Genomic DNA, 24,981 nt, shown 5'->3' on the forward strand with positions numbered 1-24,981 from the left:
GTATCTTCTCAGGTCATTGCCGATCGTCTTGTGCTTGTTTCCCCACGAAAAGCAATCCGCCATCTGGAACTAATGGGCCATATCGTCGACAAAAATAATAACGGGTCAGCACGGCTGCAGATTGTGTTCAAGGTCTTCGGCAACATCCTCGATTCGATTCGCGAACCGTTGGTATTCCTGGACTCTTATCTGCAGGTGGTCAAGGCCAACCGTGCTTTCTACCAGACTTTCGACGTAAAGCCGGAGGAGACCGAGGGCGAGGTGATCTTCAATCTTGGCAACCGCCAATGGGATATTCCCAAGCTGAGGGAATTACTGGTAAAGGTCCTGCCTCAGAATATGGTCTTCGACGATCTGGAGGTGGAGCATACCTTCGAGACCATCGGCCGCAAGGTCATGCACTTGAACGCCCGGCGGATCTTTCACAAAACAGGCCAGCCCGAACTGATCCTCCTGGCGATCGAGGATGTGACCGAGCGGGAAGATCAGAAGAAAGATCTGGAGGAACTGGTAACCAGGCGGACGGCTGAACTCATTGTTGCCAAGGAAGAAGCCGAGAAAGAAAAAGACGCGGCAGAAAGAGCCCTTGGTGAAATAAAGATGCTCAAGGCCCAGCTTGAAGCGGAAACGATCTATCTGCGGGAAGAGATCAAGCTGGAATACAACCACGAGAAAATCGTCGGGCACAGCGACGGTCTCAAATATGTCCTCTACAAGGTTGAGCAGATCGCCAGCAGCGACACCACCGTCTTGGTCTTGGGCGAGACCGGAACTGGCAAGGAGCTGGTCGCCCGGGCCATACACGACCTGAGTCTGCGCAAGAGCAGGCCTCTGATCAAGGTCAACTGTGCCGCCCTTCCCGCCAACCTGATCGAAAGCGAATTGTTCGGTCATGAGAAGGGGGCCTTCACCGGCGCCCAGACAAAACATCTCGGGCGCTTCGAAGTCGCCGACGGCGCCACCCTTTTTCTTGATGAAATCGGAGAATTACCAATCGAACTGCAGGCTAAGCTCTTGAGAGTGGTCCAGGACGGGGAATTCGAGCGGTTGGGCGGCTCGCACACGAAGAAAGTCGATGTCCGAATCATTGCCGCCACCAACCGCGATCTGGAGGAGGAAGTCCGGAAGGGTGGCTTTCGCGAGGATCTCTGGTATAGGCTGAACATCTTTCCCATTACCATGCCGCCGCTGCGTGAGCGACTGGATGATATCCCCTTACTGGTTGAATATTATGTCGAAAAGATTGCCAAACGGATGGGCAAGAACATTACCCATATTCCCACCAGTGTCATGGGAGAGCTGCAGAGTTATCGTTGGCCGGGCAATATCCGGGAATTGGAAAACGTCCTGGAGCGGGCGGTAATCAACTCGTCGGGTTCCAAACTGCACCTTGCCGATCAATTGAGGAAACCACCCAAATATCTCTCCACCGGCACGGGCACGTTGGAAGCGGTGGAGAGAAACCATATCCTCCGGGTGCTCGAACAGACCAATTGGAAGGTGAGTGGGAAGAACAGCGCCGCTGAGATTCTCGGGTTAGACAGGAGCACCCTGCGCGCCCGTATGATCAAGCTCAATATCCACAAATCCTGATTGCCCTATCGGTTAACATTAATCACGGCTGACAAACCTGTTACGGCAACAGTCTGCTCTTCGGCTGCTTGTCGATTTTGTCCTTGTCTTTCTGCTTTTGTTTTTTGTCGCTCTGTTTCTGGCTCTTATCCTTGCCTTTCTTGCCGCCCTTGTCTCCCATGGTTGAAGCACCTCCTTCACTCTTGCTTTTTTAGGTGTAGTAAAACCGGCTGCGGTTCCCGGGGCCCGTTCTCTCTCGCACGGTTTTCTCCGATTTGGACCAAGGGGTCCGGTACCGGTAAGAACGCAATGCTCAGATGACGGTGCGTATGGCTCAATAATCTTGCCCCTGACTGCCCTATATAAAGCAATCTTTGTGCCGTGCATTCATTTGCTCCGGGTTGCCCGACAACCTTCTGTTTTCATGGGACACATGGCCTGCAACTGGGTTGCGTACCGTCGCGATCGGCAGGACCGATGGGGGTTATATGCGACCAGTGGTCATATATGACCTCGATTTCCCTGTTCCATTGGCCGTGGATTCTTCTCGGTCAGTTTAATTTATTTTTAAAAACAGAACATTGTGTTGCTTTGCTCGAACAGCGGCAAGTGGCGCGAAGATTGCTTTATGTTCTATGATCGAAAGTTTTTTGCGATCACGTGAACGATACGGTGACCAGCGTATCATGTGTGTGAAAGCAAGAGAGGTCACAGCCCGGCAGATCTGCTGCTAATAGAATTTTCAGGAGGTTTCTTATGCAATTAACGAAAGAAGCGCTCAAGATTGCGATCCTTGAGAAAGCCGAAAAATCACCGAAAGCGCAGTTGTACATTAAAGATTTCTATGCCTGTGATCCGGAGACGAAGCCGCGTGAGCTGAAAAATGTGGCCAATGCTCTGGTTAAGGAAGGAAAGCTTATGTTTTGGTCTTCGGGGTCGACAACGATGTATGCCCTGAAAAGCCGGATTAAAAACGAAGAGAATGTCGGCGGAATTTGACAATAGTCAGTCAAAATTTATTTTAAATTGAGTAGTTATGTGTTTTGGGAAGAGGAGCAAACTATGCGAAAAGGTGACAGCGTCATGGCTGATCACCCTGACAGTCGCGGAAGGGAGTCTGTCAGGTTTTATGGAGTTGTTCAGGAAATCACAAAAGCAGGAGGGGTAATCATCAAGACGGCAGACGGTTCGTTAATAGACCGTCATGTGAACGCCATCGCGGTGTATATACAGCCGCCGTCAAATTGGCAGGAATTGTACGAGCAGCAGACCGTGTCCTCCTCGCGAAAACAGACGATGATGGTTCGCAGATCATATGCCAGGCAACGAAAACTCTCTTCTCCCGATGTCGATTTCAACCCAACTAATGGGTGAATCATTCTTTTGAAAACCTTCTGTTTTTGAGACGCTTCCCGTCAGAGGAGATGAGAGGAAGATGCTTGCCAGGGTGCTGCACCAATGCATGCCGCACTATTTTGCATGGATATGGTCGGTATCAATCGACAAATCGGGTTTGATGGAGGCCGGTGTGTTATTTGGCCCGCCGGGCGTTGTACCCGCCCCACGTCTGCTGTGAGACGCCGACGACAACGAAGGCCTGCGGATCGACGCGGGAGGTGATGAATTTCACATCGTAGATCCGCGAGCGGAGTACCGTCAGATAGAGCATGGTCCGCGACTTTCCGGAATAGCCGCCAGTCACTTCCCAATGCGAAACACCACGGCGCAATTCGTGCATGATTGCATCGCGGATCGGGCCGGGGTGTTCGGTAATGATCGTTACGGTCCGGGTCTGGCTGATCCCCTCGAGGACGAAGTCGGAAAAGATGCCCACCAGTACCAGGGTGATTAGGGCGAGTAGCGCAACTTCCATGGAAAAGGTAATACCGGCGAGCAAGATGATGACCAGATCGGTCGCCAGATACGACTGGCTCATGGGAAAGCCGGTCTTGTTGTAGATGATCCGCGCGGTGATCGATGTGCCACCGACCGTGCCGCCAAAGCGATAGACCAACCCGGATCCGATGCCGTAGAGAACGCCGGCATAGATGGCGGCAAGCAACACGTCGTCGGTCAACGGAAAGGACGGGTCCCAGATGGGGATGTAGTACGTGAACAGTTCGGTGGCCACGGAAAAGACGACGACGGCAACGATGCTCGACCAGACGAACGACCAGCGCCCGAGAAAGTAATAGCCGAGGATGAACAGTGGAATATTGGCCACCAGAAAGAAGGCGCCGACCGGAACTCCGGTGAATTCGTTGACGATGATCCCCAGACCGGCGATGCCGCCGGCGGCAATTTTGTAGGGGACTTGAAAAACCACATAACCCAGCGCCGAGAGGATACCGCCGATGACCATCATGCTCTGCTGGACACCGATACGGATAATTTTTTCCCGAGTGGAGAGGGTGAGTTTGTCCCGTATTCTCTGTGAAATACGCATACGTTTTACCTCTTGTGCTGAAATATCGGTACAACCACCCTGACCGGCACCTGAACGGGGAGCCGATCGGTTCCGGCCCTGACCTTCAGTGGTGCATAAAGGGTGAGTCACCAGTTAACAGATCTTGCGCCACAAAGCGACCCTTTCAGGTCAAAAAAACGCCGTTTTTTGTTTGTTCCGGGTGAGAAAACCGCAAGAGATAGAGCAATGCAAGGCCGTGATGCCGGTCTGTGTTTCCTCCGTCAGGTTGGCGCGAAGCCAGCGATCAATGCCTGGGTGAGGTGCTCCCTAAACCACGCAGCGACAGGGTGCCGATGATCGGGAAAAGCGCCATGATCCCGTAGGCCATCGGGTACGAGCCGATTATTCCGTAGACGGTGGCAAAAAAAGTCGGGCCGACAACCACTCCGGAGAAGGTGAAGAACAGCACCATGCCGGTCATCGAGCCGACTTCCTCCGGCCTGCTGACCCGGGCAACCTCGGCGAGAAAGACCCCGTTCCAGCCGATGGCGCAGGCGCCGAAGACGCATAACAGGGCAATCACGGCGGCGAACGGCCAGGTCCGGTCGATAAACACCATGACCAGCGACGAGGCGATGGAGAGGATGCCGATGATGATTAGAACCGGTATTCCCGAGGTGAATCGGTCGGCGATCGTACCCCAGAATATCCTGCCGAAGGCGCCGAAACCCTGCATCAGGGAAACCACGGTGCCGGCGATGACCAGTGACGTGGCCAGATCCTGGACGAGCATCGATACGGCGAAGGACATCAGCGAGAGTTGCGTGGCGGAAAAGCAGAACGCCATGATCGAGAGCCGGATCAGATCCCTGCGTTGGGCAAGCAGGCGCATCGCGTAGTGCAGATTCTTGCGCAGCGGTCTTCCTGGTTCCCGATCACTGTCGAAGTGTCGGCGGTAGAGGTGCAGGATGAGGAACAAAGCGGCGGAAAGACCGGAACCGGCCAGCAGGGCGACACGCCAGCCGGCCAGAGCGGTCAGGGCGGGCAGCATCAGGCCGGCGAGTACGCCGCCGAGCGGCACAGCCGTCTGTTTGATGGAAAACAGCAGGTTCCGATGCGCTGCCGGGGCAAAGCGAAAGAGCAGGTGGGAGGCCGCCGGGTTGGTCAACCCGTAGCCGGCTCCGATCAGCAGCGAGCCGGCAACGACGATCAACAGGTTGCCGGTCGAAAGACCGAGCACTCCGGCAATGCAGAGCAGCAACGCGTACTGACTGGTGGCCACCGCTCCCCAGCGCCGTACCAGGGTGCCGGCGATCAGGGAAATGGCGGCCGCACTGATGTAGATAATACTGACCTGGTAACCGACGAAATGAGCACCGACCCCGAAATGTGCCGAAACAGCCGGCGCCAGTGTCGCCAGTGACAGGACCGAGAGGGTGGCCATTGCCTGTACGCCCGTTACCAGAAGCAATACCAGCAACAGGTTGTGGCCGTGGCCACCGGATGATGACGGTTCAGTGCTCATTTCACATCGGATTGGCCGAACACCGGCAGCAGTGCGTCAAGGAAGAAGCAGTTCAATAGACAGCTCTACCTTATAAGATAACGCTGAAGAAAGCCACTGTCGGTGTCCGGAGCGCAATGCAATCCGGCAGCTTCCCGGTTACTCGGATTTCGGGGCGGCAACCCAATCGCTTTCAGCCTTGAGGGTCTCATCCAGACAGAGGATGTCCTCGAACTCGTTGATGCAGTTCAGGTCAAGTCCCATCGAGATGTTGGTGACCGGTTCGAGGATGCACTCAATGACGACCGGTACCTGATACTGCTCCATCAGTGCTTCCGCCCGGGCGAATGCCGCCTTGAAATCCTCCGGTTTATGGACGCGGATCGCCTTGCAGCCGAGAGCCTCCGCCAGCGCGACATGATCGACCCCATAGTGGGCCGGAGCGTCATCCTCCTCGGTGATGTTGATGTTGTCAAACCCGAGACTGACCTGAAATTCCATGTCGTAGCTGCGTTGCGACTGGCGGATCAATCCGAGATAGGAGTTGTTCACCAGGATGTGCAGGTAGGGCAGCTTGTGTTGCGCGCCGACGGCGAGTTCTTCGACAAGAAACTGGAAATCGTAGTCGCCTGACAGGGCGACGATCTTCTTGTCCGGCAAGGCCGCTCGAACGCCGAGTGCCGCCGGCATGGTCCAGCCCAACGGACCGGCCTGGGCGGCGTTGATCCAGTTCCTCGGGTTATAGACCCTGAGGAACTGGGCGCCGGCGATCTGCGACAGACCGATGGTCGTCACATAGCAGGTGTCCCGGTCGAGCATATCGTTCATCGCCTGGTAGACCCGCTGCGGTTTCATCGGTACCTGGTCATAGTCGGTTCGGCGAAGCATATTCTTCTTGCGGTGCTGGCATTCGGCAACCCATGCCGAGCGGTCCGGCAGCAGGCCGGCGGCCCGTCGCTCCTCGGCTACCTCGATGAGGCGTTGCAGGGCGGCGCCGGCGTCGGAGACGATACCCAGGTCCGGGGCAAAAATCCTGCCGATCTGCATCGGTTCGATGTCGACGTGGATAAAGGTGCGTCCCTTGGTGTAGGTTTCGATCGAGCCGGTGTGCCGGTTAGCCCAACGATTGCCGATACCGAAGACGAAGTCCGAGCGCAGGTAGGTGGCATTGCCATACCGGTCGTTAGTCTGCAGGCCGACCTTGCCCTGCATCAGGGGGTGATCGTAGGGGATCGTTCCCAGGCCCATCAGGGTCGGAATAACCGGAACATTGACCAACTCGGCAAAAGTGACCAGCAGATCCGAGGCATCTGCATTGATGATGCCGCCCCCGGCGACGATGACCGGCCGCTCTGCACCGCCCAGCATGTCCAGCGCTTTCTCAGCCTGGGACCGGGTTGCCGCCGGTTTGCTTGGCGGCAGCGGCTGGTAATTGTCGGGCTCGAAATCGATCTGTGCCATCTGCACGTCGATGGGCAGGTCGATCAGCACCGGGCCGGGCCGGTCCGAGCGCATCAGGTACATCGCTTTCTGGAAGATGCTCGGCAGCCGGGCCGGTTCCATGACGGTTATGGCCATCTTGGTCAGCGGCTTGGCGATGGCGGCAATGTCCACTGCCTGAAAATCTTCCTTGTCCAGTTTGTCGCGAGGCGCCTGGCCGGTCAGGCAGAGAATGGGGACGGAATCGGCGGAGGCGGCATACAAGCCGGTGATCATATCGGTGCCCGCCGGCCCCGAGGTGCCGATGCACAGGCCGATGTTGCCGGCCGCCGCCCTGCTGTATCCTTCAGCCATATGCGAGGCCCCTTCGACGTGGCGGGCGAGATAATGCTGGATGCCGCCCAGTTTCTTCATCGCCGCATAGAGGGGGTTGATGGCGGCACCGGGCACGCCGAAGGCGGCGGCGAACCCCTCTATTTTCAGGATATGGACTGCTGCCTCAATTGCGCTCATTCGTGCCATTGCCGTTCCTCCATGATCTTCGTGTTCTTAATTGCCTGTCGCGTGGTTCTGTATACAGGCGCGCCGTACGGGTCGTCTCTGGTGGGCTGTCTCCGGGGCTTGCCTGCGGGGAGGATACAGTATGATAGCGTATCGCTCCCTGTGGCGACAAGGGGCCCATCTGCAGGAAGAACCGGCTACTTGCTCTGTAATTTAATTGGACATACCAAGATTAAATTACATTAAAACAGTTATTAATCAATAAATACTGGTATGACCAGAATATCAATAAGCAGAATTGAAGTCAATAATAAAAGTATCTGTTTTTCTCCTGCGGGCGTTTTGCCAAGAGTGGTCGACCCGTTTGAAAAGAAGTTCTTTGTCGGGAGAACGTTGCGCGAGCAGCACAAGGGGCTCCCGTTAGCAAGTGATGAACGCAGATTGTGCAGGGAGGAGGCGTGATCCGGGGTGGGGATTGCTGCAACTCAGGGTTCGGCAACCGGGAAACCGTGATTATCGAAGTTCCAATCGGTAAAGCCGAACCTATACGGGTGCTCTTGCGTAGTGAAATGCCACATGTTTCGGTGGTTCATACGGATGACTTGGTTCATCGTGGCAAAATCGATTTCCCAGCCCTGCCCATTATTTTTTAATAAATAAGGTGGGTGGGTTCGATGCGGCAGTGGAAAGCGGATGACCGCCCGACTGCCGGAAACGAGCACCTGGTCGATCGTCGCATCCCTAAGACTGCGGAGGGCGTTGTCTTGCTGGGCGTCGGTGACCACCCAGGCCGACAGGAACTTTCGTGTTTGCGGGGTGTAGAGGGGCAGGTTCGGATCTTTTACTTTATCAAGCAAGACCTGCCGGTAGACGGCCAGGCTCTGTTCCGGTGAGGCTCCGGGCTGGTAGTTATCCGGATCGGTTGTGGAAGGCTGGTTGGCGAGTTCTTCCGAACCGATAACAACCTGTTGCCGGGCGCCGCCTCCGCCCGAGTAATGACCGATGGCGCCAAGTTCGACCGCGGCGTCGAACGGTTGCCCGGCAGAAGATCGCTGGATTCGGGTGATGAATAATTCCTCGGTTGCCTCGATTCCGGCTCCGACCAGCCCCCGCTGAAAAAAGGGAACCATTTGGCGGCGTTCGATGTGGCCGACGAAAGCGTCGGGAAAGATGTGCTCGAGGTCGTATCCGACTTCGATGCGTACCTGCTCGCCGAGCGGGTCGACGAGAAAGAGCAGACCGCGGGCCTGTCCCGTCGAGGCGCCGAGATTGTCGAAAAGCTCGATCGCAGCACCATTGATGTCCTGGCTCGGGCGGGCGAGGGTGACAAGTTTACAGTGAATATCGAAATCCGTCAGCAGGGCGCGGTGGTAGGTGATGATGCGTTGCCCGGACTCTTTGTTCAGGAGATTTGCCTGATCGTCGAGAAACTCGCGATCATCGGCACCGGTGCAGGAGGCTGCGATGCAGAAGATCAGCAGCAGGCAGGCCCAGTGTGTCTGTCGCAGGATGTCATTGACCGTGATGGAACACCGCCGGGTCTGGCAACGATGAGATGGGACGAAATGACAATCTTTCAAGGTTTCCATATGTAAGCGTGCCACAGAATTGAGACATGATCAAGAAGAAGTCCGGCCCTTTTTGCCATGATAAATCAGTTGTTCGATAAGCAATAAAAAATGATTGACAAACAATAATTAATGAACGATTATCGGCCATAATTACCATGCGTTCCGATTTTTGACGACAACCGTGCGCCCTTGCCCCGTGGGGCCGTGCCTGCCGAACTGCTGCCGACTCGTGGCGTGAGTCGGGACGGATATGGCGGAGAAAAGACGATGAACCAGTATCATAAGATTGCCCGTACCAGCCGCTGCTATGTGGTGTTGCTCACTATTTTGCTGGTCCTTGTGCCGGTTGCACACGGGGCTGTGTGGCTGTTTTTTGAGCATCTCCCGGCAGATTGGCTGCGGCCGCGATCCTACGCTATTGTCGGCGGTGTTTCGCCGTTGACCCGGGTGCTCGGGTTCGCCGTTTCGATGATCAAGGGGATCGTCGTCATGTATGGCCTGTGGGTATTGATCCGTTTGTTCAAGCTCTATCAGAAGGGAATTTTCTTCCAGGCGGAAAATGTGCGATGTTTCAAACATCTATCCCGGACGCTGGTGCTGTGGGCCTTTGCCGGTGTACTGGTCACACCGCTGCTCTCCGTCGTGCTGACGATGAACAATCCGCCCGGGCAACGGGTCGTGGAAGTCACACTCCAGTCGGCCGACCTGACCGCCCTGGTCGTCGGCGGAATGCTCGCGGTGATTGCCGCCGTCATGGAAGACGGTGAGCGGTTGCAGACTGAAGTGGACTTGACGGTGTAGGAGATTCGATGGCCATCAGGATCAACATTGATGTCATGTTGGCGAAACGGAAAATCAGATCGAACGAGCTTGCCCAGATGATCGGTATAACGGTGCAAAATCTGTCGATCCTGAAGACCGGCAAAGCCAAGGCCATCAGGCTCTCGACCCTGGAGGCCCTCTGTCGTCACCTGCAGTGTCAGCCGGGCGATCTTCTGGAATATGTCGATGAGGAGCGCCGGCAGTAAGAATCTTCCGGACCGTATCGGTTCAGCTTTTCCACAACACAAGTGAACCTTGAAAAATTGGTATAAAGGAGACCAAATCACATGAAGAACACTATTTTCTTTCCGGCCATGATGATGGCGTGGGGCCTGGTGCTCGCCGGAGCCGTTTTGTTGAGCAGTTGCAGTCGTCATTCCGGGATAGAGACGCGCTCCCTTGACGGAGTCACGGTCATCGATCTTGCTGCTCCCGGAAATCAGCTGGCGCAGCTGGAGAAAATCAAGCAGCAGGGCGAGCTTGAAGAACCGCTCATCCTGAAGATTCCGGCCGGACATCGCCTGCCGGTGCACTTGAGTCTGGACGCCCCGTTCGCCGAAACCGTCAGTTCAGACAATATACTGGTATTCAAACAGGACGTCTTTGTCCTGGTGAGCAGCACCTCGATAGCCTTCAGCCCGGATTCACAGCGCTGGGCCACCATGGAAGATATGGATGCGCTGCAGGAATTATTCGGCGTGTCCGGCGGGCAAGCGACGATCGAGATGAGCGCCCGTCAGGAACAGGGAGCGCTGTTGAAGGCCGGTATCATCCTCCGGCAAAATTGATGCAAGGGGCACCGGGGTAGGCTTTGATCGGGGCGTCGGCCTCACTTATGGAGAGCTTGATGTGATAAAGCAATACGGATCGCACTCTTTGAAAATGTCTTGCCCCAGGCCGGAGACCACTGCCGGACAGCCGCGGCAGACCGGGCGCAACCGGCACGATCGACAGGCGCTGCTCCCTTCACGGTATCGCTCGGCCAGCGGACTGAGGTAGATTTCGGCCAATGAGTGTTGGTAGAGGTTGCCGAGCAGCGACGGAAGCTTGCGGCAGGCGTGGATCTCGCCGTCGGGCAGCAGTGCGACGAAATTGAAGGCGGCCCCGCAGCCGAAGCCGGCACAGCCTCCCCGGACCGGCCGACCCTGCCTTTCCAGGATGATATTGAACAGGCTGTCCTTGGTGCTCATGATCGGATTGGTCGCCGCCGCCTCGAGATAGTTTTCGAGAAACGATTCGTAACGGTCGATGGGCGGTGCGGCCAGCGCGGCGCCTTCGCCCATCATTGCCAACCGGTTGAAGGTAAACAGGTCGACCCGGCCCCGGAGCTGTTCGGCCAGCGGCAATACCTGGTCCAGATTGTCCCGGGTCAGGGTCAGCATGACCATCGTATAGACGTTCAACTCCCGGGCCAGTTCAAGGAAAGCGAGTGTCCGGTCGAAATGACCGGTACCCCGGATGTAGTCGTTGTGCTCCCGCAGTCCCTCCAGGCTGACCTGGTAAAACTCGGGCACCTGGATCTTTTTGACAGCCTGCAGGGTCGACCGGTCGGTCGGATTGCCGAGGATCGCGGTCATCAGGCCACGCTCGGCAGCAGCGGTGTAGAATTCGAAGAAACGGGGGTGCAGCAGAGGATTGCCGCCGCTGAACGATACCTGCCCGTCGACGTGGTGGCCTTTGCAGAACGCAGAAAATTGATCGAGGACGCGGTTTCCCTGTTCGGCGGTTACAGCCTGCCTGCTGCTGCGATCATAGCAATGGCGGCAATGCAGGTCGCAGGCCTGGGTGATATGCCATTGCAGGGTAAATACTTCGGCACGCAGTCGGTTCGGAAAACGAGGCGGCTCGGTATAAAAGGATGGTGGTCTGGTGATGCGTGAAGTGGGGGCCAGCAGCAATCCGGAATGGACCGCTTCAACCACCAACCGATCTACCAGCTGGACAGAGACGCCGCCCTGGCGTGCCACTGTTCGGTGGTCGAGCTGTTCGGCGGCAATTTTCAAAGCCAACAGCTGGTGGTCGGTCGGACTCAGCGCCCGCGCCGGTCGTCCGGTAACCGGCGGTACGATCAGGACCAGGGAGCGGCGCTGTCGGGGGCTGGTGTCTTGGCCTGCGAGCAGTTCGGGAAGGGCCGTCCAGTCGACCTCGAACAACTTGACCTCCGGGCGAACTGTCAATTCAGTCACCGGGGCCAGTGGTTCGATCGGGGCGAGGTTCAGTTGGTGGACCGCCCGTTCGATCGTCGCAAGATCGGCAAGAAACGGTGCATGAGTGCAGAGTTCCGGATGCTCCCGGAGCAGCTCCGGCAGCGTTGCCGCCGGACACCCTGCAAAACCCTGTGGCAACAGGTAGCTGCTGACCGGATAGATGGAATGCAGTTCAGGGTCCATGGCTGATGTCTGCGAAGAAGCTCACCGGGTCGGTCCTCTTTTGAAGAACTGCACGGCTGTAGAGGAGCTTGAAAAAATCGGAATTTCGTTCAAGAACAAGGTTCCCTGAAAATGAAATCGAGGTTCGCTCCCGGATGCGGGCAGCGAACCTCGGCATGGAGTCGTGCGACCGCACGATTAATCAACCGCTTCAGCCGCTTTTTTTGGTTTTATCTTGTTGCGGCTCTTCGATCGGCTGTTCGTCAGCGCTCCCGGCGCTGTCTTTACTGCCGCTTCAGCCGCTGCCCGCTGCGGGCGGGGTTTCTTGAGCCGCTCCTTCTACGGGTGGCGTTACGGCCTCGGTGCTCCCGGCACCGGATTGGCCGCTTCAGCCGCTTCCTGCTGCCGGTTTGGTTTCTTCAGTGCCGCCGGCACTGGGTTTGGCCCCTCATCCGCTGCCGGCAGCCATGGCACCGGGCAGTCCTATGCCGCCGGTGCTGAGCAGGCCTGCGACGCCGAGGCCGGCCAACAGTTTTTTCATCTCTTTTTTCATACACCCTCCCTTGAAAAAAGTTGTGCGAGGAACAAGCTGGAGTCCTCACAAGATCTGGTCACATTTGTGACCAACTACACCAGACCATACCGTGTTCCACCATTCCTCTCAAGCAAATAGATGAATGATTCTCATTGGCATCCGATGACGGGGGACAATGCGTGTGCCTGACCGATTGAAAAAGCTAAAAAATAAATATCGGGACGGATGGCTGCGTCTGTCTGGCAACGGGCATGGATTGCCGGCAGTCCGGTGTTTCACCCGTCTTTGCGAAAAGCGTTGCGCATCCAGGCGAGCACCCCGGCCAGGTAGCCCTTTTCGTTTTTGCCGACCCCTTTCTCGAGCCAGCCCATCTCGGAAAAAAAGGAGAGATTCCAGGCCAGACTGCCAAGTCCTTCATGAAGCAGGGCCATTTCCGCCTGTTGTACGGTGAGTATTCCCTTGCCGTCCGAGGTTTTGGTGAAAAAGGTCACGTTGCCATCCTGAGAGGCGACGATGACAAGGGCCTCCGGCTGATCGAAAGCGAATTGGGCGGCGGAGAGATGGCGGGTGCCGCTGAGATCGGAAAACGACCGCCTCGTCACCGGCCGGTTCTCAAACGGTTCAATGACGCTTAACTCGCCGGCGGCGCTACGTGGGTCGAGTGCTTTGATCTTGGCGCCGAAACAATGGACGTAGCGATCGAAGGTCATAACCAGGGCGCCATCCACTGCGGTCAGACGGGCGATGCGCGAACACTGCCGCTGGACCTGCTGCCAGTTTTGCAGCCAGTCCTTTTTCAGGGTCAGGTTCATCTCGCTGACGATTCTGGTCAGGTTTTCCGCGTCGGCCAATTCGGTGCGCGATGGAGTCGGCACCATCGCTTCGGCATCGAGAAAATCGGTGCCGCCGGTGTATTTGACCGGTGTGGCGATCGATTTTTCCCAGCTTTTGCCGGCAGGCACGATCAGGACAGTGCCGCCTCGACCGTGCAGGCGCATCTGCTGGGCGATTTTCAGAATGGCGTTGTAGCGGAAAAGGTTGGTCAGGGTAATGTCGCTAGCCTTCGCCTGGGCAACGATTTTTGGCATGATCGAGTGGAGGAAGCTCCGGGGGTCGATAAAAACCGCCTGATTGGCACTCAGTGCCGCGACAGCCCGGCCGCTGTACATGATGAGGATCCGACCCGGTCCGAGAATCTGGACCCACAGGTCTGATTTGATCGTTGTTTCGTCCGGGATACTGGTAAATCCCCAGATTTTGAGTTGCCCCGAGCCATCTGGCCAGACGGCGATATCGGCATGGGGTGACGTCAATGCTGGTCCGAGTTTGCCGAGCGTCTTGTCGCAAAAATCCAACGGGATATCGAAATGGAAGGCGTCGTTGGTGCTGGGCAATTCGCGATAGATCAGCGAGACGATAACCGGATGTCCTTCCTCGGTGGTGTAACTCGCCCAGTGGGCGACGTTGATCATCTCCGCCAAATGCTCCCGGGAAGGGGTGTCGCCGCGCAAAAAGACGTCGCTCAGATTGTCGTCGGGAACGATTGCTTCGGTGGAGCCGGTCAGTCGCTCGTAAAGAGTCTCAAGAAACGATTTGCTGATCTGGTAAGCCCGATTGTCCATGGTCGTTTTGCTAAGAGAATATGATAGTCAAAAGCGAGTGAAGGTGCTGCTGGTCGTCGTCTGAGCCATTTGCAAAACAATCTTTTCGCCCAAAATCTGCGTTATGCTCAAAATTTTATCCTCGGAATATCATGTATATGCCTGCGGTAAAATTTCTCGCATGCCTTGATTTTGAACGAAAATCGAAGTTTTGCAAAAGGCTCGTCTGAAGTTTGCTTTTCGCCCCCGATGGCACGTATCAGCGGCAGCGGCAGCGAAAGGGTTCGATACAGCAATCATACCCGTTTTGTTTTGAATATCGAAGAGAAAGGAGCGCTGTTGAAACAAAATGGTTCTCAAGAGCCTCCTTGGCACAAGAATTGTAAAGAAATGACCAAGCAGCGGTTTGCCCGCTGCTGTCTCGTTGCATCTATTGCCGAATAGGGGGATCGTGATGAAAGATACAACAGTCGAATCGGTGTTGGACAGAACGTTTCAGCATCTTGAAACCATTGTGAAAGAGAAAAACGATACGCTATCCGTGCCTACCGAACGCCAATCTCCTCGACGGAAACCTGCGCAAAAGAGCGACCCGCGACGGGACAGCGACCGGTCCCCCGACCGTAACAACCATCGGTGAATGATACGTACCGGTCCTGGACCGTCGATCAGTGGCGAATGATCACACCGGTTGAACTCGCCTGTTATCGAGTATCCATCTACTCCATCCAGTCAAGGAGGTATCTATGGAAACAATCAAGACCATTCTCTGGCCGACCGATGCCAGTGAGTCCGCCCTGAAGGCACTGGCCAAGGCAGTTCTGTTGGCACAACAGTTCGGCGCGAAGATTCACGCCTTGCAGGTTGTTCAGCGGGTGCCGACGATGGCGGAGATCGGACTGGCCGGAACGACCTTGCCGGCATTCGACCTGCCTGTATATGAGCAACAATTGGTTGACGCGGCCCGAGAGGCCTTGGCCAAGACGGTTGCCGATAATGTTCCCGAGGAGGTGGAGACGGCTATTCATGTGACAACGGGAACGGCCAAAACAGTGATTCTTGATTTTGCCCGTGACAACGGCGTCGATTTGATCGTCATGGCGACCCACGGCCGTCAGGGGCTTTCTCACCTGATGCTTGGGTCCGTTGCCGAATCGGTGATCCGGCATGCACCGGTACCGACCCTTGTCGTTCCCTACCAGGATCAAAACGGTTGATGATGTCCGGCGGGGCTGTCGGGGGGTGTCCTGCCGGAGAGGACTGCGTCCACCGTCGCTGGACGTTGGCTCTTCTCACTGAGTTGCGGGCGCTCCCTGCTCGTCGGTGACGGAGCGATCGTGGCGGCACGAGCGGTGGGCCGGTGTCAGAAGTTTTGTCGGCAGATCGGACAGATCAGTCGATTTCCTCCGCGACGATCCTGCTCATTGATATATTCTTCCAGATCAAGCCATTGACCTGCAGCGTTACGTATTTTCCGGCAATTTACACAAAATGGCAGGATGTTTTCCAGTGAGTCGAGTTTTTCCAGGGCCGTGCCCAGATCGTTGAGGACATCCTCCCTTTCTTGGAGCATGGTTCGTCGTTCAATGGCGTAGTGCAGGGATTTGTGCAGCATGATCGGCGAGATGTGCTGCTTCTCCAAATGATCCTGGGCGCCGAAGCGGACACTCTTGCTTGCCAGAGCATGGTTGTCACCTTCCGAGATAACGATAATTGCCGCTTCCGGTGCACCATTGGCGATACTGCGGATGGTTTCCAAACCGTTGCTGTCGCTGAGTATCAGGTTGACCAGAATCACATCGTAGGCGGTCTGTGCGAGACGTTCCAACGCGGCGTGCAACGATTCTGCTCTATCGATTATCCCAGCCTTCAGCGGTGCGCGGAAGAGATAGTCCTTGATCAGGTGACTATCCGTGGGGTTGCTTTCAACGATCAGAATTGCCAGGTTTTCCATGACTACGTGCTCTGGGCTGGAGTTAATATGGCAGACTCGGGATGTGTGCCCGGTCAGCGGGTATCTTTAACCCGGTTTATGCAAAAAGGATGCAATTGTAGACAAAAGCGCAATCAGTTTTGTCTGGCGCCGGTGCTTATCCGGCGGCAATGAGTAAGCCGTTACCGAAATGACCGGTGTGCATTTTTTTCGCGCCAACGCAGGGTGTTGGCCACGAGCGAAGACTATTATCGTTGCCATCCTGCCGTAATCAAGTAAAATATGGCATTGGTACCGGTTGGCTCAAAGGGAATCGGTCATGTCTCTTCTCTCACCCCCGACCTGAACATGGAAGCGAAAAGCGGTTTTTCCATTCTGCTGATAGACAACGATCAGTCGTTGCTGGCCCCGCTGCAGAAAGTAGTGGCCGACGGCGATGCATCCATCAGCTATGCCGCCTCCGTTCATGACGGTCTCGAGACATGCACCGAGTGTTCATTTGACATTATGATTCTGCGCGATGAGTTGACCGACGGACCGGCAAGCTTTGCCATTGCCGAATTTCAGGCCGTTACCGACTCGCCCGAGATCATCATTTTTTCCGAGACCGGACAGGTCGACCAGGCGGAGCACGCCTTGAAAGCGGGAGTCTGGGAATATCTGGTCGATCCCTTGCCGGCTGAGGCGCTGGCCACCGTCCTCAAACGCGCGCTCAAATATCGTCGTAACAAGGCCACCGAAGCAACGGACAGTTTGCAGGTCATTCGCTCGCAGCTGGCGCGTCGCGGCATTATCGGCCGGAGCGCCATTATGCAGAATTGTGTTGATCAGGCGGTGCGGATTGCCCAGACCGAGGGGAATATCCTGATTTACGGTGAATCGGGAACCGGCAAGGAACTCTTTGCCTCGGCCATCCACAGCCTGAGTTCCCGGGCCGACCATGAACTGACGGTTGTCGATTGCGCGGCCCTGGCCCCATCGCTGATCGAAAGCACCTTGTTCGGTCATACCAAGGGGTCGTTTACCGGTGCGGATCGAGCCCAGCAAGGTCTGATCCAGCAATCCCACGGCGGCACCCTGTTTCTTGACGAGATCGGCGAACTGCCGCTGTCGTCCCAGAAAAAATTGCTGCGCGTTATTCAGGAACGTACGTATCTGCCGGTCGGCGCATCGAGCGAGCAGAAAAGCGATTTCCGGCTCATTGCCGCCTCCAACAGGAATCTCAATGCCATGGTCGAGGCGGGCAGTTTCCGCGAAGACCTGCTCTTTCGTCTGAAAACCTTTTACCTGGAGTTGCCGCCGCTGCGGCTGCGCCGCAGCGATATTGCCGAGTTGGCGTATTATTGCCGGGATAGCTTTTGTCGACGGCAGAAACTCAAGAAGAAAACATTTTCGCCCGATTACCTGATGCTGCTGACAGCCTATGATTGGCCCGGCAATGTCCGTGAGTTACAGCACGCCATCGAGCGCTCTATGACCGAGGCGCAGGAAAGCCCGACGCTCTACCCGAAGCATCTGCCATCAGGCATCAGAATCCAGGTAACCCGGAAGAAATTGAGCCAGGAGCAGTCCGCCGGCCCGGATGACCTGCCGCCCCCTTCGTTGTCGGCGGGCGATGATGAGCACCTGCCGACGCTCAAAGAGGTCCGGGAGCGGGCCGTTGCGCTGCAGGAGAAGACGTACCTGACCCGGCTCCTGCGCGTTACCGGTGGTGATATAAAAAAAAGTTGCGCACTGGCCGGCATTTCGCGCTCACGCCTCTACGATCTGCTCAACAAATATGGTCTCACCGGTCGGTCGCCGCAGGATAATCCATCCCTGTAGACCATCCGTTCTCTTGAAAACCGGTTACTTTCAATCAACGGCGGGACAAGTCTTAACCTGTCCCCCCTGTTCCTATCATGGACATCCTGTCCGCAGCCCTTCGGGCTCGATCCTCCAGCCCTCCGGGCCTTCGCGATGCAGCCCCTGGCAGGACCGGCCAGCTCGGGGAACCGATTGTAATATCAAAACTTTCAGTGCAATACCGGGCATCGGTGCCTGGTCAAACGTCGGGATCGTTACGGTCTTCGGCCTCGGCTCCGGAGAGCAGCCGCTTTACCGATGCCGGCAGGTTGTCGCGGATAAAGCGCTGGAGAAGGAAGCCAGTCAGAATCAAGACAAGTGCCAGGGCCAGGACGGAATAATCCATCTCCATGACGGCGCCGCCGAAAATGATAAACGGGATACTGGTGAGGTATTGGCTGAGCCAGCCGATGAGCAGGAAGGGGACAAGGGGCATCCCGGTCAACGCGAGAAGGTTGTTTTTGACCATGTAGGGAAGGCCGGGGACGAGCATGAAAACGATGGCGTAGCGTTTGTTCGACATTATCTGCAATTCCGGAACCGGGATGTGAAAACGTTGCAGCAAGCCGGTGATCCACACACGCAGAAACGAGTGGACGAGATAGTAGGTAACGCTTAGGTGAAAGAGCATGGTTACCGCTGCCAGCACAACACCGACGACGATGCCGAATCTCATGCCGACCAGTACCAGGAATATGGAAATTGGTACGCCACCTATCGGAAGAACGGCCATCAGCAGGATAAAGAGTGCCGGATGGACCCGGTTTTCCAGATAGTTCTTCAGGACCGTGACCGGTTCGTGATTGATCACGGCATAGATGGCAACGGCGAGCAAGGCGAGAAAAATGATGACCAGAACGATTACTCTGATTCGGGCGACGACGATCCGGCGCGTTGATCGATCATCCATGGTTGTTTCTCCGATGGCCGTCCGATTGGACCGGATCGTAGAGGAAGGTGCTGACCACCGGCAGATGATCGGAAGCGAAGCTACACTCCCCTTCACGAATTACCTGCCCTTTGACCGGAGCAAGGTGTCGGGAGGCAAAGATATGATCGAGTCGAACCAGTGGATACGAGGCGATGAATGTCGGTTTCGGCGATTCGGTTGCAGATACCCGGTGAGCGTCGAGGAGTTTGGTCGACAGAAGCCGGTAAGCCGGAGACAGCAGTGAGGCGTTGAGATCGCCGCAGACGATTACCGGATCCGATGCAGGAATCTCGCCGGGGAGATATTGATCGACAAGATAACGCATCTGGGCGAGCCGTTCTTTTCTGTTGATGCTCAAATGGGTATTGCACAGGTGCACCGGTCCGTGCCTGGTCGCGATCGTTACCCGGATGATGCCGCGGGGCTCCGTCCGTCCGTTGACCGGCAGCTGCGGCAGCGGCGTGTAATGAGTGGCCGTCAGCGGGAAGCGGCTGAGCACCGCCAGGCCATATTCGCCTGTCTGGTCGCGGAGCAGTGGCAGGAACCGGTGCTCCATGCCCAGGAGTTGGCCGATCTCGGCGGCCTGATCGAGGTGATCGGTACGCCTCATGTTTTTATCCACTTCCTGCAGGGCCACCAGATCGGGAGCTTGGCGATCGATAACCCGGGCGATACGAGTGGGGAAGAGTTTACCGTCCAGACCGCGGCAATGATGGATATTGTAGGACAGTACGGTAAAAATCTCCGGTGCTTCATTTGCTGCACGGGCAGCGGACAGCGGTACCGGCAACCGTTGATTCCGGATGTCGCTGACCACATGCCGGAGGTCGAGTGGTCGAAACGAGAGCTGTTCTTCGCTGGTAAGCGTGTCGGGCAGTATCAGAAAGCCCTTGGTCTCCGTGCTGCCGGGGCCGCCGTGCGAACCGTTTTCAGCGGCGAAACTCAGTGAGCGGTGATCCGGTCGCCAGCCGGAAATGATGAAGTCGCCACTGTTTTCGTGACGACAGATTGTTTCCATGTCGCGGGTTACCTCTGCCAGGAAGGGGTGCTCCTGACCGAATGCCTGGGGCGCCATCGTCGCTAATTCCCCGGAACCCGCCGGTGCCACGCAGATGATCCGGTCGCCGCGTCGATACAAAACGAGCGGCACAGCGGCCGTCTTCACCAACTCGTCGGCATAGTACTGCATTGCTGATGCATCGGGGCGTTCGGGGAGGTAGACATGGCCGAGGGGGCCCATCGCGGCCAGGTGGATCCTGTCCGTGTTCGGGTCCTGCCGTTTTCCGGCGCCGTCTGCCTGTTCGGCAAGTCGGCGGAGCAAGCCGCTGCTGCGTTGCTGCAGGCTGATGTGCGGAATGATTGCCGGTTCCGGTTCGGCGACATCGAAGCGTTGCAGGGGGCCGTGGCGGAAAACGGCGGCCACGGCCTGGTGGATGGTCCTGCCGGCTTTCCGTTCATAAGCTAGACAGGCCTCCTGGCCGTGGTCGGAGTAGATGAAAATCCGATAATCCCTTTTTTCCGACCTCCTGGCCGTGTGGACAAGATCTCTGATGGTGCCGTCGATACCCTTGAGAGTCCACAGCGCAAAAGCAGAGCCGGGCCCCCGACGATGGGCGTGTTCGTCGTAACCGATGAAATTCGCGTGGATAATCGGAAGGCCGCGGGCGATGTCTATTTTCACATGGAGCCGCACCAATTCCCGAAGCACGATGCAGACCCCGATTCGCGAAAAAATGAATTTCAATTCTTTGAACGGGTTTCTGCGGCGATAGACGCCGACGCAGAAATCGCTGATGGCCAGGCCGGTTTCGAGCGCGCTCAGGCCGATGATACGCGCGATCTTGCCCAGGTTAACCGCTACGAACCAGAGGATGGTGTGGATGCTGAAGCCGCGAAAGATGGATCGCAGTTGCATCGATTGGATGCAGAACGGCGCTTCATCAGCTCCGCCGGAAAAGATGTTTGCGTAGGAACTGCCGCCGCGCAGCAGCCCATTGCTACGTTTTTCCAGCGTGCGGGCTACGTCATCGACCGCCCGGGGGTCGAACATGGTCTTTTCCTGCTGTCCGCTGCGGTCGTAATACATGAAGGCCGGAACAACGCTCTTTTCACCGAAAAAGAGTTCAGCCTGGACGGCGGGCGTTGCCGACGGCAGTCCTGAGTAAAATTCTTTGAGGACAAAATGATCTTGCCGGAGCAGGCGACTGAGAAAGGGCAGGCGCTTTTTTGCAAGTGCCCGCTGCAACTGCCGATAGCTCAGACCGTCAATCTGGATCATCAGGATACCGGGGGTGTTGACGTTCAGTTCGTGGTCGTCGCCAGATTCCGGTCTGATGTGCCGGGCCGCCCATTCGCCGGGGCTCAGCGTCCGGCGCAAGGAGCGCCATTTTCTGCCGAATTCGGTAAACACCGTTATGCCTGATCCTCGCTCTCAACCAACGACGTGAGGGCGGCTTTCGTTTTCTCCTGGAAGAGTTCCCACTCCGCTCTGATTGCCAGCCGTACTGAATCGAAGAAATCACGGTCGGTATGGTGGGGGCGGTGGCCGTTGCCGATCGTTTCCCGGTACAAGTCGACCAGACGATCGGTACAGCTCTCTTTCGAAAATTGGGGTGCGGTTGTGCGGGCAGCGCGGCGCAAGGATGCCAGCTGGTCGCTGTCGTCGAGCAGGGCACTGAGCGCGCCGGCAAACGCGTCCGAGGATGAGTCAGCACCAAGTACCAGGCCGTTGACGTGGTGTCGAACCACGTCCTCGACGCCTGAGGCCTTCAATGCAACGACGGGAGTCGAGGCGGCCATCGCTTCCGCCAGGACGAGCCCCTGGGTTTCGGAACGTGAAGCGAAGGCGAAGAGATCCATGGCCGCATAGGCGTCGGCCAACTGCTCACCGGTCAGACGGCCCGCCATGACCAGCCGCTCTACGCAGCCTCTCTCATTGAAAATAGTCTTGATTTCCTGTTCGGCATCACCCGATCCGACAACGAGGAAACAGACTCCTTCGCGCTGCTGGACGACAGTGGCCACGGCCTTTGCCAGGTACGGCAGGTTTTTTTCCCGGGCCAGCCTGCCGACATGTCCGATTATTATCGTTTGGTCGCTGATACCGTGTCGTTGGCGGCATCGCCGACCATATCCCCGGGAGAAAAGATCGATGTCGATGCCGGTGGCAAGGACGGTAATAGTGGACTTTACCCCCCGCTTCAAGAGCAGGTCTTTCACGGAAGAACTTGGGGCGACCACCCGGTTGCACAGATTGGCATAGCCTGTTGCCAATTCGATGACGAATCGTTTCAAGGCCGGGGAATCAAGCGGAACATAGTGGGTGTATTGCTCATAGAGCGTATGGTGTGTAAAAACCAGCGGCAGTTCCATGGTGCGTGCCAGGCGGAGCGCGGCATCGCCAAGCAGAAAGGGGTGATGGCTGTGGATGATGTCCGGGGCAAAATCGGAGAGTGCTTCGCTGATAATACCCGGTAACGGAATGCGCACGGAGAAATCGCTGCCGTTGAAGTGCTGGATCGCCGGTACCCGGACAACGGTCTTGTCGTCTTCTGCCGGAGTGTCGGCAAAGGTCGGTGCGATAACCTGGACACGATGTCCACGGTTTCTAAGTTCGTCGGCAAAGGTCGATACCGAACGAGCCACACCCCCGACATGTGGGAGATAGGTGTTGGTGAACATGCTGATTTTCATGTTTTTCTCGCTATGGTGCAACTCGTATCGGAAGGGTTTAGCAGCGCGGGGTTATGTCCCGGTAGCTCGATGCTGATGGTCTGCGGTCGGTGCGGCTGCCAGTCACCGGTTACGGTGACGTCGGTGGTTTGTCCGTTTCCGGTCAGTGCAACGCTGACGCTGCCATACGGCGTCAGCGTCGGGCCGTAGGAGATCGGTTGCCCGGTCGTTAACCAGTGAGGCAGCACGCCGCGACCGATGACCAGTGATTGATCTTCCTCCATGATAAACATGTTGCGCAGCAGCATCAGCCATTCCGCCGCGGCCCAGCCGTGTTGACCGTCTCCCATGCAACCGCCGCCGGTGAGCGGGTGAATGGCCTCCGGCCACTGGCCGGTCGGTGAGGCGAGCAATGCAGCTGCCTCGAGGAGCGGGCGGAACCGGTCATCTCCCGCCCGGAGGTAGACCTGGGCAAGTTCCAGCGTCATGTAGATATTGTTGCCGGAGTGGATCATGTCCTGGAAGAAACAACCGTTTTTGAGACAATTGGCAAAAAGATAATCGGCGGTAGCCATCATTTGTTGCTCGCCGGCAGGCAGCAACTGTAATGGATAATCGGCGACCAGACAGCCGATGGCTCCGGAATCCAGGCGCCGGTTCGGCGAAATCGGCAGTGCCCGGTTCGCTTTCTCTGCGGTAACCAGTCGGATACTGCGCCACACATCATCTCTCATGGCAGCGGCTTCTTCGCCGACGGCGGCGGCCTCCTTGCCGCGATTCATGGCGGCCAAGGTGTCGGCTGCCGCCTGTAGTCCGGCAACGGCCCACAAGTCATCCCAATAATAGTAATCATTGGGACCGAAATGTTCGGCACTAAAACCGGGTGGCAGGAGCCCTCTGGTCCGCTCATCGCCGTTTTCCTGCCGCCGCTTGGTCGCAATCCAATCAGCGCCGCGGCGCAACGGGTCAAGCCAGTCAGGGTTGAAGAGATCGCCGGCGAGCAGCCGGAAACGGTTGAGGAACCAGAGCACCTGGCCGTTGGAATCCCATTCACCGTCCTGGGAATGGAAGAAACCGGTCGGAGTTTGGTGGTCGGCAAAGGTATCGAGGTGACGTCGGCACCGCTCTTTGAGGCCGATGGTCAGTAGGGCGTTGAGCATGAAGCAGGCGTCTCGAAACCAGAAACGATTATAGGTATACGGTCCGGGTATGACGTCCCCGGCGGAAAGATGGATCAATGTACGGACTGCGGTATCGTGCAGGAATTGCAGATGTCGGTCGGGAATCTGCAATTGGGCCGTGTTCTTTTGCGCCTCAGGCCAGCTGGTCGTCACGGCCCGGTTGTCCTGGCCGGTAGGTTCCGGCAGGGCCAGGTCGAGCTGGTAGTCGGGCCTTGTTTTACCTGGTTCGACCCGATAACAGGCCGCTGCGGTCACCATGCCGATTCGACAGGTCTTGGCACTGGCGCTCTGCTGCTGATCGAGATGAAAAAAAACGTCGCCTGACCGGTAATCGGAAAAGAGATATTTATTGGGTGGGGCGTGCAGACGGATGACCACCTCGTCATTGACCAGCCAGCCGTCTTCCTTCTCAAGAAGTGCCGCACGTTCTATGAATTGAACCCCTTCCGGGTTATAAGGCCGCAGTGAGAAGATCAGCCAGCCGCTGCCTGTTGATTCGGCATCCGCCGACAGGTGTAGGGTTGGCTGACCGTCGGTGATCGACAGGGACGCCTTCGTCGTCAGGGTCGTGTTCCCGGCTTGGGCCCGAGTCACGACGGCGCGGCTGCTGTCGTCTATCAGATATTGATCGACCGAGTCCATTCGCGATGGGCAGAGCACCACCCCCTGATCTTCGATGAACCAGCAGTCGAGTGACCAGCCGTCGTACAACGGTGTCACCAGGCCCCGCGGATCGACGATCGGATAGAGCGGCAGATCGGGCAGACCGATCGCCGTCCAGTTGCGATGGGTGAGATTGATATGGGAGAACGAAAAGGCGCGAGGGATGAACGAGCTGTCATCCGGGTTGAATTGCCTCTCCACCCAATACGGCCAGACCCAGTCGAGATTGTGCTGGATAGCCTTGGTATTGAGCAGGCCCCGGGCATGAAAAACAATGCCGGCGCGCAGGAGTTCTATGGGTTCCTGGACCTCGGAAGGCTGGGCGAAACTCCTGATGCGGGCGGCTACCATGAGCGGGTCGATAACCTGAAAACGCTTTGCTGCCAGTCTGAGCAGAAATCTCCAGGGAAAGAGTCGTCTCAGCATCTCCTTCC

The 24,981-nt window shown here is 56.9% G+C and carries 20 protein-coding genes and 1 pseudogene; 9 read left to right on the forward strand and 12 right to left on the reverse strand.

The window, feature by feature from the left end:
• Nucleotides 1–72: 72 nt before the first annotated feature.
• The 3 genes from BUC26_RS09715 (at nucleotide 73) to BUC26_RS09725 (ending at nucleotide 2,946) form a co-directional block, all read left to right on the forward strand.
• Nucleotides 73–1,593, forward strand: a complete 1,521-nt coding sequence (locus BUC26_RS09715) for a sigma-54 interaction domain-containing protein (protein ID WP_073375608.1) — start codon at nucleotides 73–75, stop codon at nucleotides 1,591–1,593.
• A 735-nt stretch (nucleotides 1,594–2,328) separates the two neighbouring features.
• Nucleotides 2,329–2,571 (forward strand): dissimilatory sulfite reductase D family protein, encoded by a 243-nt coding sequence (locus BUC26_RS09720; RefSeq protein WP_073375610.1) that lies wholly within the window; start codon nucleotides 2,329–2,331, stop codon nucleotides 2,569–2,571.
• Nucleotides 2,572–2,634: 63 nt separating this feature from the next.
• Nucleotides 2,635–2,946 (forward strand): hypothetical protein, encoded by a 312-nt coding sequence (locus tag BUC26_RS09725; protein WP_073375612.1) that lies wholly within the window; start codon nucleotides 2,635–2,637, stop codon nucleotides 2,944–2,946.
• A 157-nt stretch (nucleotides 2,947–3,103) separates the two neighbouring features.
• Here the strand turns inward: BUC26_RS09725 and BUC26_RS09730 are convergent, their stop codons facing one another.
• The 4 genes from BUC26_RS09730 to BUC26_RS09745 form a co-directional block, all read right to left on the reverse strand.
• The gene (locus BUC26_RS09730; protein WP_073375614.1) at nucleotides 3,104–4,018 is read right to left on the reverse strand and encodes a YitT family protein; all 915 of its coding nucleotides are present in this window, start codon (nucleotides 4,016–4,018) and stop codon (nucleotides 3,104–3,106) included.
• A 265-nt stretch (nucleotides 4,019–4,283) separates the two neighbouring features.
• A complete protein-coding gene (locus BUC26_RS09735) occupies nucleotides 4,284–5,504 on the reverse strand; it encodes an MFS transporter (protein ID WP_084540581.1) in 1,221 nt (406 codons plus the stop codon).
• 138 nt (nucleotides 5,505–5,642) lie between these two features.
• Entirely contained in the window at nucleotides 5,643–7,445 is a 1,803-nt protein-coding gene (gene gcl / locus BUC26_RS09740; protein ID WP_073375616.1) for a glyoxylate carboligase, read from the reverse strand.
• 464 nt (nucleotides 7,446–7,909) lie between these two features.
• Nucleotides 7,910–9,013 carry a TPM domain-containing protein gene (locus BUC26_RS09745; protein ID WP_073375618.1) on the reverse strand — a complete coding sequence of 368 codons (1,104 nt, stop codon included), beginning with the start codon at nucleotides 9,011–9,013 and terminating at the stop codon, nucleotides 7,910–7,912.
• Between the two features lie 249 nt (nucleotides 9,014–9,262).
• On the opposite strand from BUC26_RS09745, the gene BUC26_RS09750 reads away from it, so the two are divergent.
• From BUC26_RS09750 to BUC26_RS09760, 3 genes are all read left to right on the forward strand, one after another.
• Nucleotides 9,263–9,796 (forward strand): DUF2975 domain-containing protein, encoded by a 534-nt coding sequence (locus BUC26_RS09750; RefSeq protein WP_073375620.1) that lies wholly within the window; start codon nucleotides 9,263–9,265, stop codon nucleotides 9,794–9,796.
• 8 nt (nucleotides 9,797–9,804) lie between these two features.
• The gene (locus BUC26_RS09755) at nucleotides 9,805–10,023 is read left to right on the forward strand and encodes a helix-turn-helix domain-containing protein (RefSeq protein WP_073375622.1); all 219 of its coding nucleotides are present in this window, start codon (nucleotides 9,805–9,807) and stop codon (nucleotides 10,021–10,023) included.
• Between the two features lie 81 nt (nucleotides 10,024–10,104).
• A complete protein-coding gene (locus BUC26_RS09760) occupies nucleotides 10,105–10,605 on the forward strand; it encodes a hypothetical protein (RefSeq protein WP_073375624.1) in 501 nt (166 codons plus the stop codon).
• 45 nt (nucleotides 10,606–10,650) lie between these two features.
• On the opposite strand, the gene sbtM is transcribed toward BUC26_RS09760, so the two are convergent.
• The 3 genes and pseudogenes from sbtM to BUC26_RS09770 all read right to left on the reverse strand — a co-directional run bounded on the left by sbtM (nucleotide 10,651) and on the right by BUC26_RS09770 (nucleotide 14,343).
• Entirely contained in the window at nucleotides 10,651–12,207 is a 1,557-nt protein-coding gene (gene sbtM, locus BUC26_RS09765; protein ID WP_073375626.1) for a thio(seleno)oxazole modification radical SAM maturase SbtM, read from the reverse strand.
• Nucleotides 12,208–12,637: 430 nt separating this feature from the next.
• Nucleotides 12,638–12,739: pseudogene (gene sbtA / locus BUC26_RS24515) on the reverse strand (SbtA family thio(seleno)oxazole RiPP natural product precursor); the annotation flags it as partial.
• A gap of 257 nt (nucleotides 12,740–12,996) precedes the next feature.
• The gene (locus BUC26_RS09770; RefSeq protein WP_073375628.1) at nucleotides 12,997–14,343 is read right to left on the reverse strand and encodes a putative sensor domain DACNV-containing protein; all 1,347 of its coding nucleotides are present in this window, start codon (nucleotides 14,341–14,343) and stop codon (nucleotides 12,997–12,999) included.
• A 171-nt stretch (nucleotides 14,344–14,514) separates the two neighbouring features.
• On the opposite strand from BUC26_RS09770, the gene BUC26_RS22960 reads away from it, so the two are divergent.
• Both BUC26_RS22960 and BUC26_RS09775 read left to right on the forward strand, forming a co-directional pair.
• Entirely contained in the window at nucleotides 14,515–14,766 is a 252-nt protein-coding gene (locus BUC26_RS22960) for a hypothetical protein (RefSeq protein WP_143165974.1), read from the forward strand.
• A 302-nt stretch (nucleotides 14,767–15,068) separates the two neighbouring features.
• The gene (locus BUC26_RS09775) at nucleotides 15,069–15,539 is read left to right on the forward strand and encodes a universal stress protein (RefSeq protein ID WP_073375630.1); all 471 of its coding nucleotides are present in this window, start codon (nucleotides 15,069–15,071) and stop codon (nucleotides 15,537–15,539) included.
• Nucleotides 15,540–15,685: 146 nt separating this feature from the next.
• Here BUC26_RS09775 and BUC26_RS09780 read toward each other — a convergent pair whose 3' ends face one another.
• Entirely contained in the window at nucleotides 15,686–16,276 is a 591-nt protein-coding gene (locus BUC26_RS09780; protein ID WP_073375632.1) for a response regulator, read from the reverse strand.
• 261 nt (nucleotides 16,277–16,537) lie between these two features.
• Here BUC26_RS09780 and BUC26_RS09785 point away from each other — a divergent pair, with 261 nt between their 5' ends.
• Entirely contained in the window at nucleotides 16,538–18,079 is a 1,542-nt protein-coding gene (locus tag BUC26_RS09785) for a sigma-54-dependent transcriptional regulator (protein ID WP_084540582.1), read from the forward strand.
• Between the two features lie 220 nt (nucleotides 18,080–18,299).
• On the opposite strand, the gene BUC26_RS09790 is transcribed toward BUC26_RS09785, so the two are convergent.
• Genes BUC26_RS09790 through BUC26_RS09805 form a run of 4 tightly spaced genes read right to left on the reverse strand, consistent with a single transcriptional unit; the run spans nucleotide 18,300 to nucleotide 24,973 of the window.
• Complete coding sequence (locus BUC26_RS09790; RefSeq protein WP_073375636.1) at nucleotides 18,300–19,010, reverse strand: TVP38/TMEM64 family protein; 711 nt, start codon at nucleotides 19,008–19,010, stop codon at nucleotides 18,300–18,302.
• Entirely contained in the window at nucleotides 19,003–21,441 is a 2,439-nt protein-coding gene (locus BUC26_RS09795; RefSeq protein ID WP_073375638.1) for an endonuclease/exonuclease/phosphatase family protein, read from the reverse strand. The genes BUC26_RS09790 and BUC26_RS09795 overlap by 8 nt, the downstream gene beginning before the upstream one ends.
• A gap of 2 nt (nucleotides 21,442–21,443) precedes the next feature.
• Nucleotides 21,444–22,724, reverse strand: a complete 1,281-nt coding sequence (locus BUC26_RS09800; RefSeq protein WP_073375640.1) for a glycosyltransferase — start codon at nucleotides 22,722–22,724, stop codon at nucleotides 21,444–21,446.
• Complete coding sequence (locus BUC26_RS09805) at nucleotides 22,721–24,973, reverse strand: glucosidase family protein (RefSeq protein ID WP_073375642.1); 2,253 nt, start codon at nucleotides 24,971–24,973, stop codon at nucleotides 22,721–22,723. The genes BUC26_RS09800 and BUC26_RS09805 overlap by 4 nt, the downstream gene beginning before the upstream one ends.
• Nucleotides 24,974–24,981 lie beyond the last annotated feature (8 nt).

The organism is Desulfofustis glycolicus DSM 9705, from assembly GCF_900130015.1.
GTDB lineage: Bacteria > Desulfobacterota > Desulfobulbia > Desulfobulbales > Desulfocapsaceae > Desulfofustis > Desulfofustis glycolicus.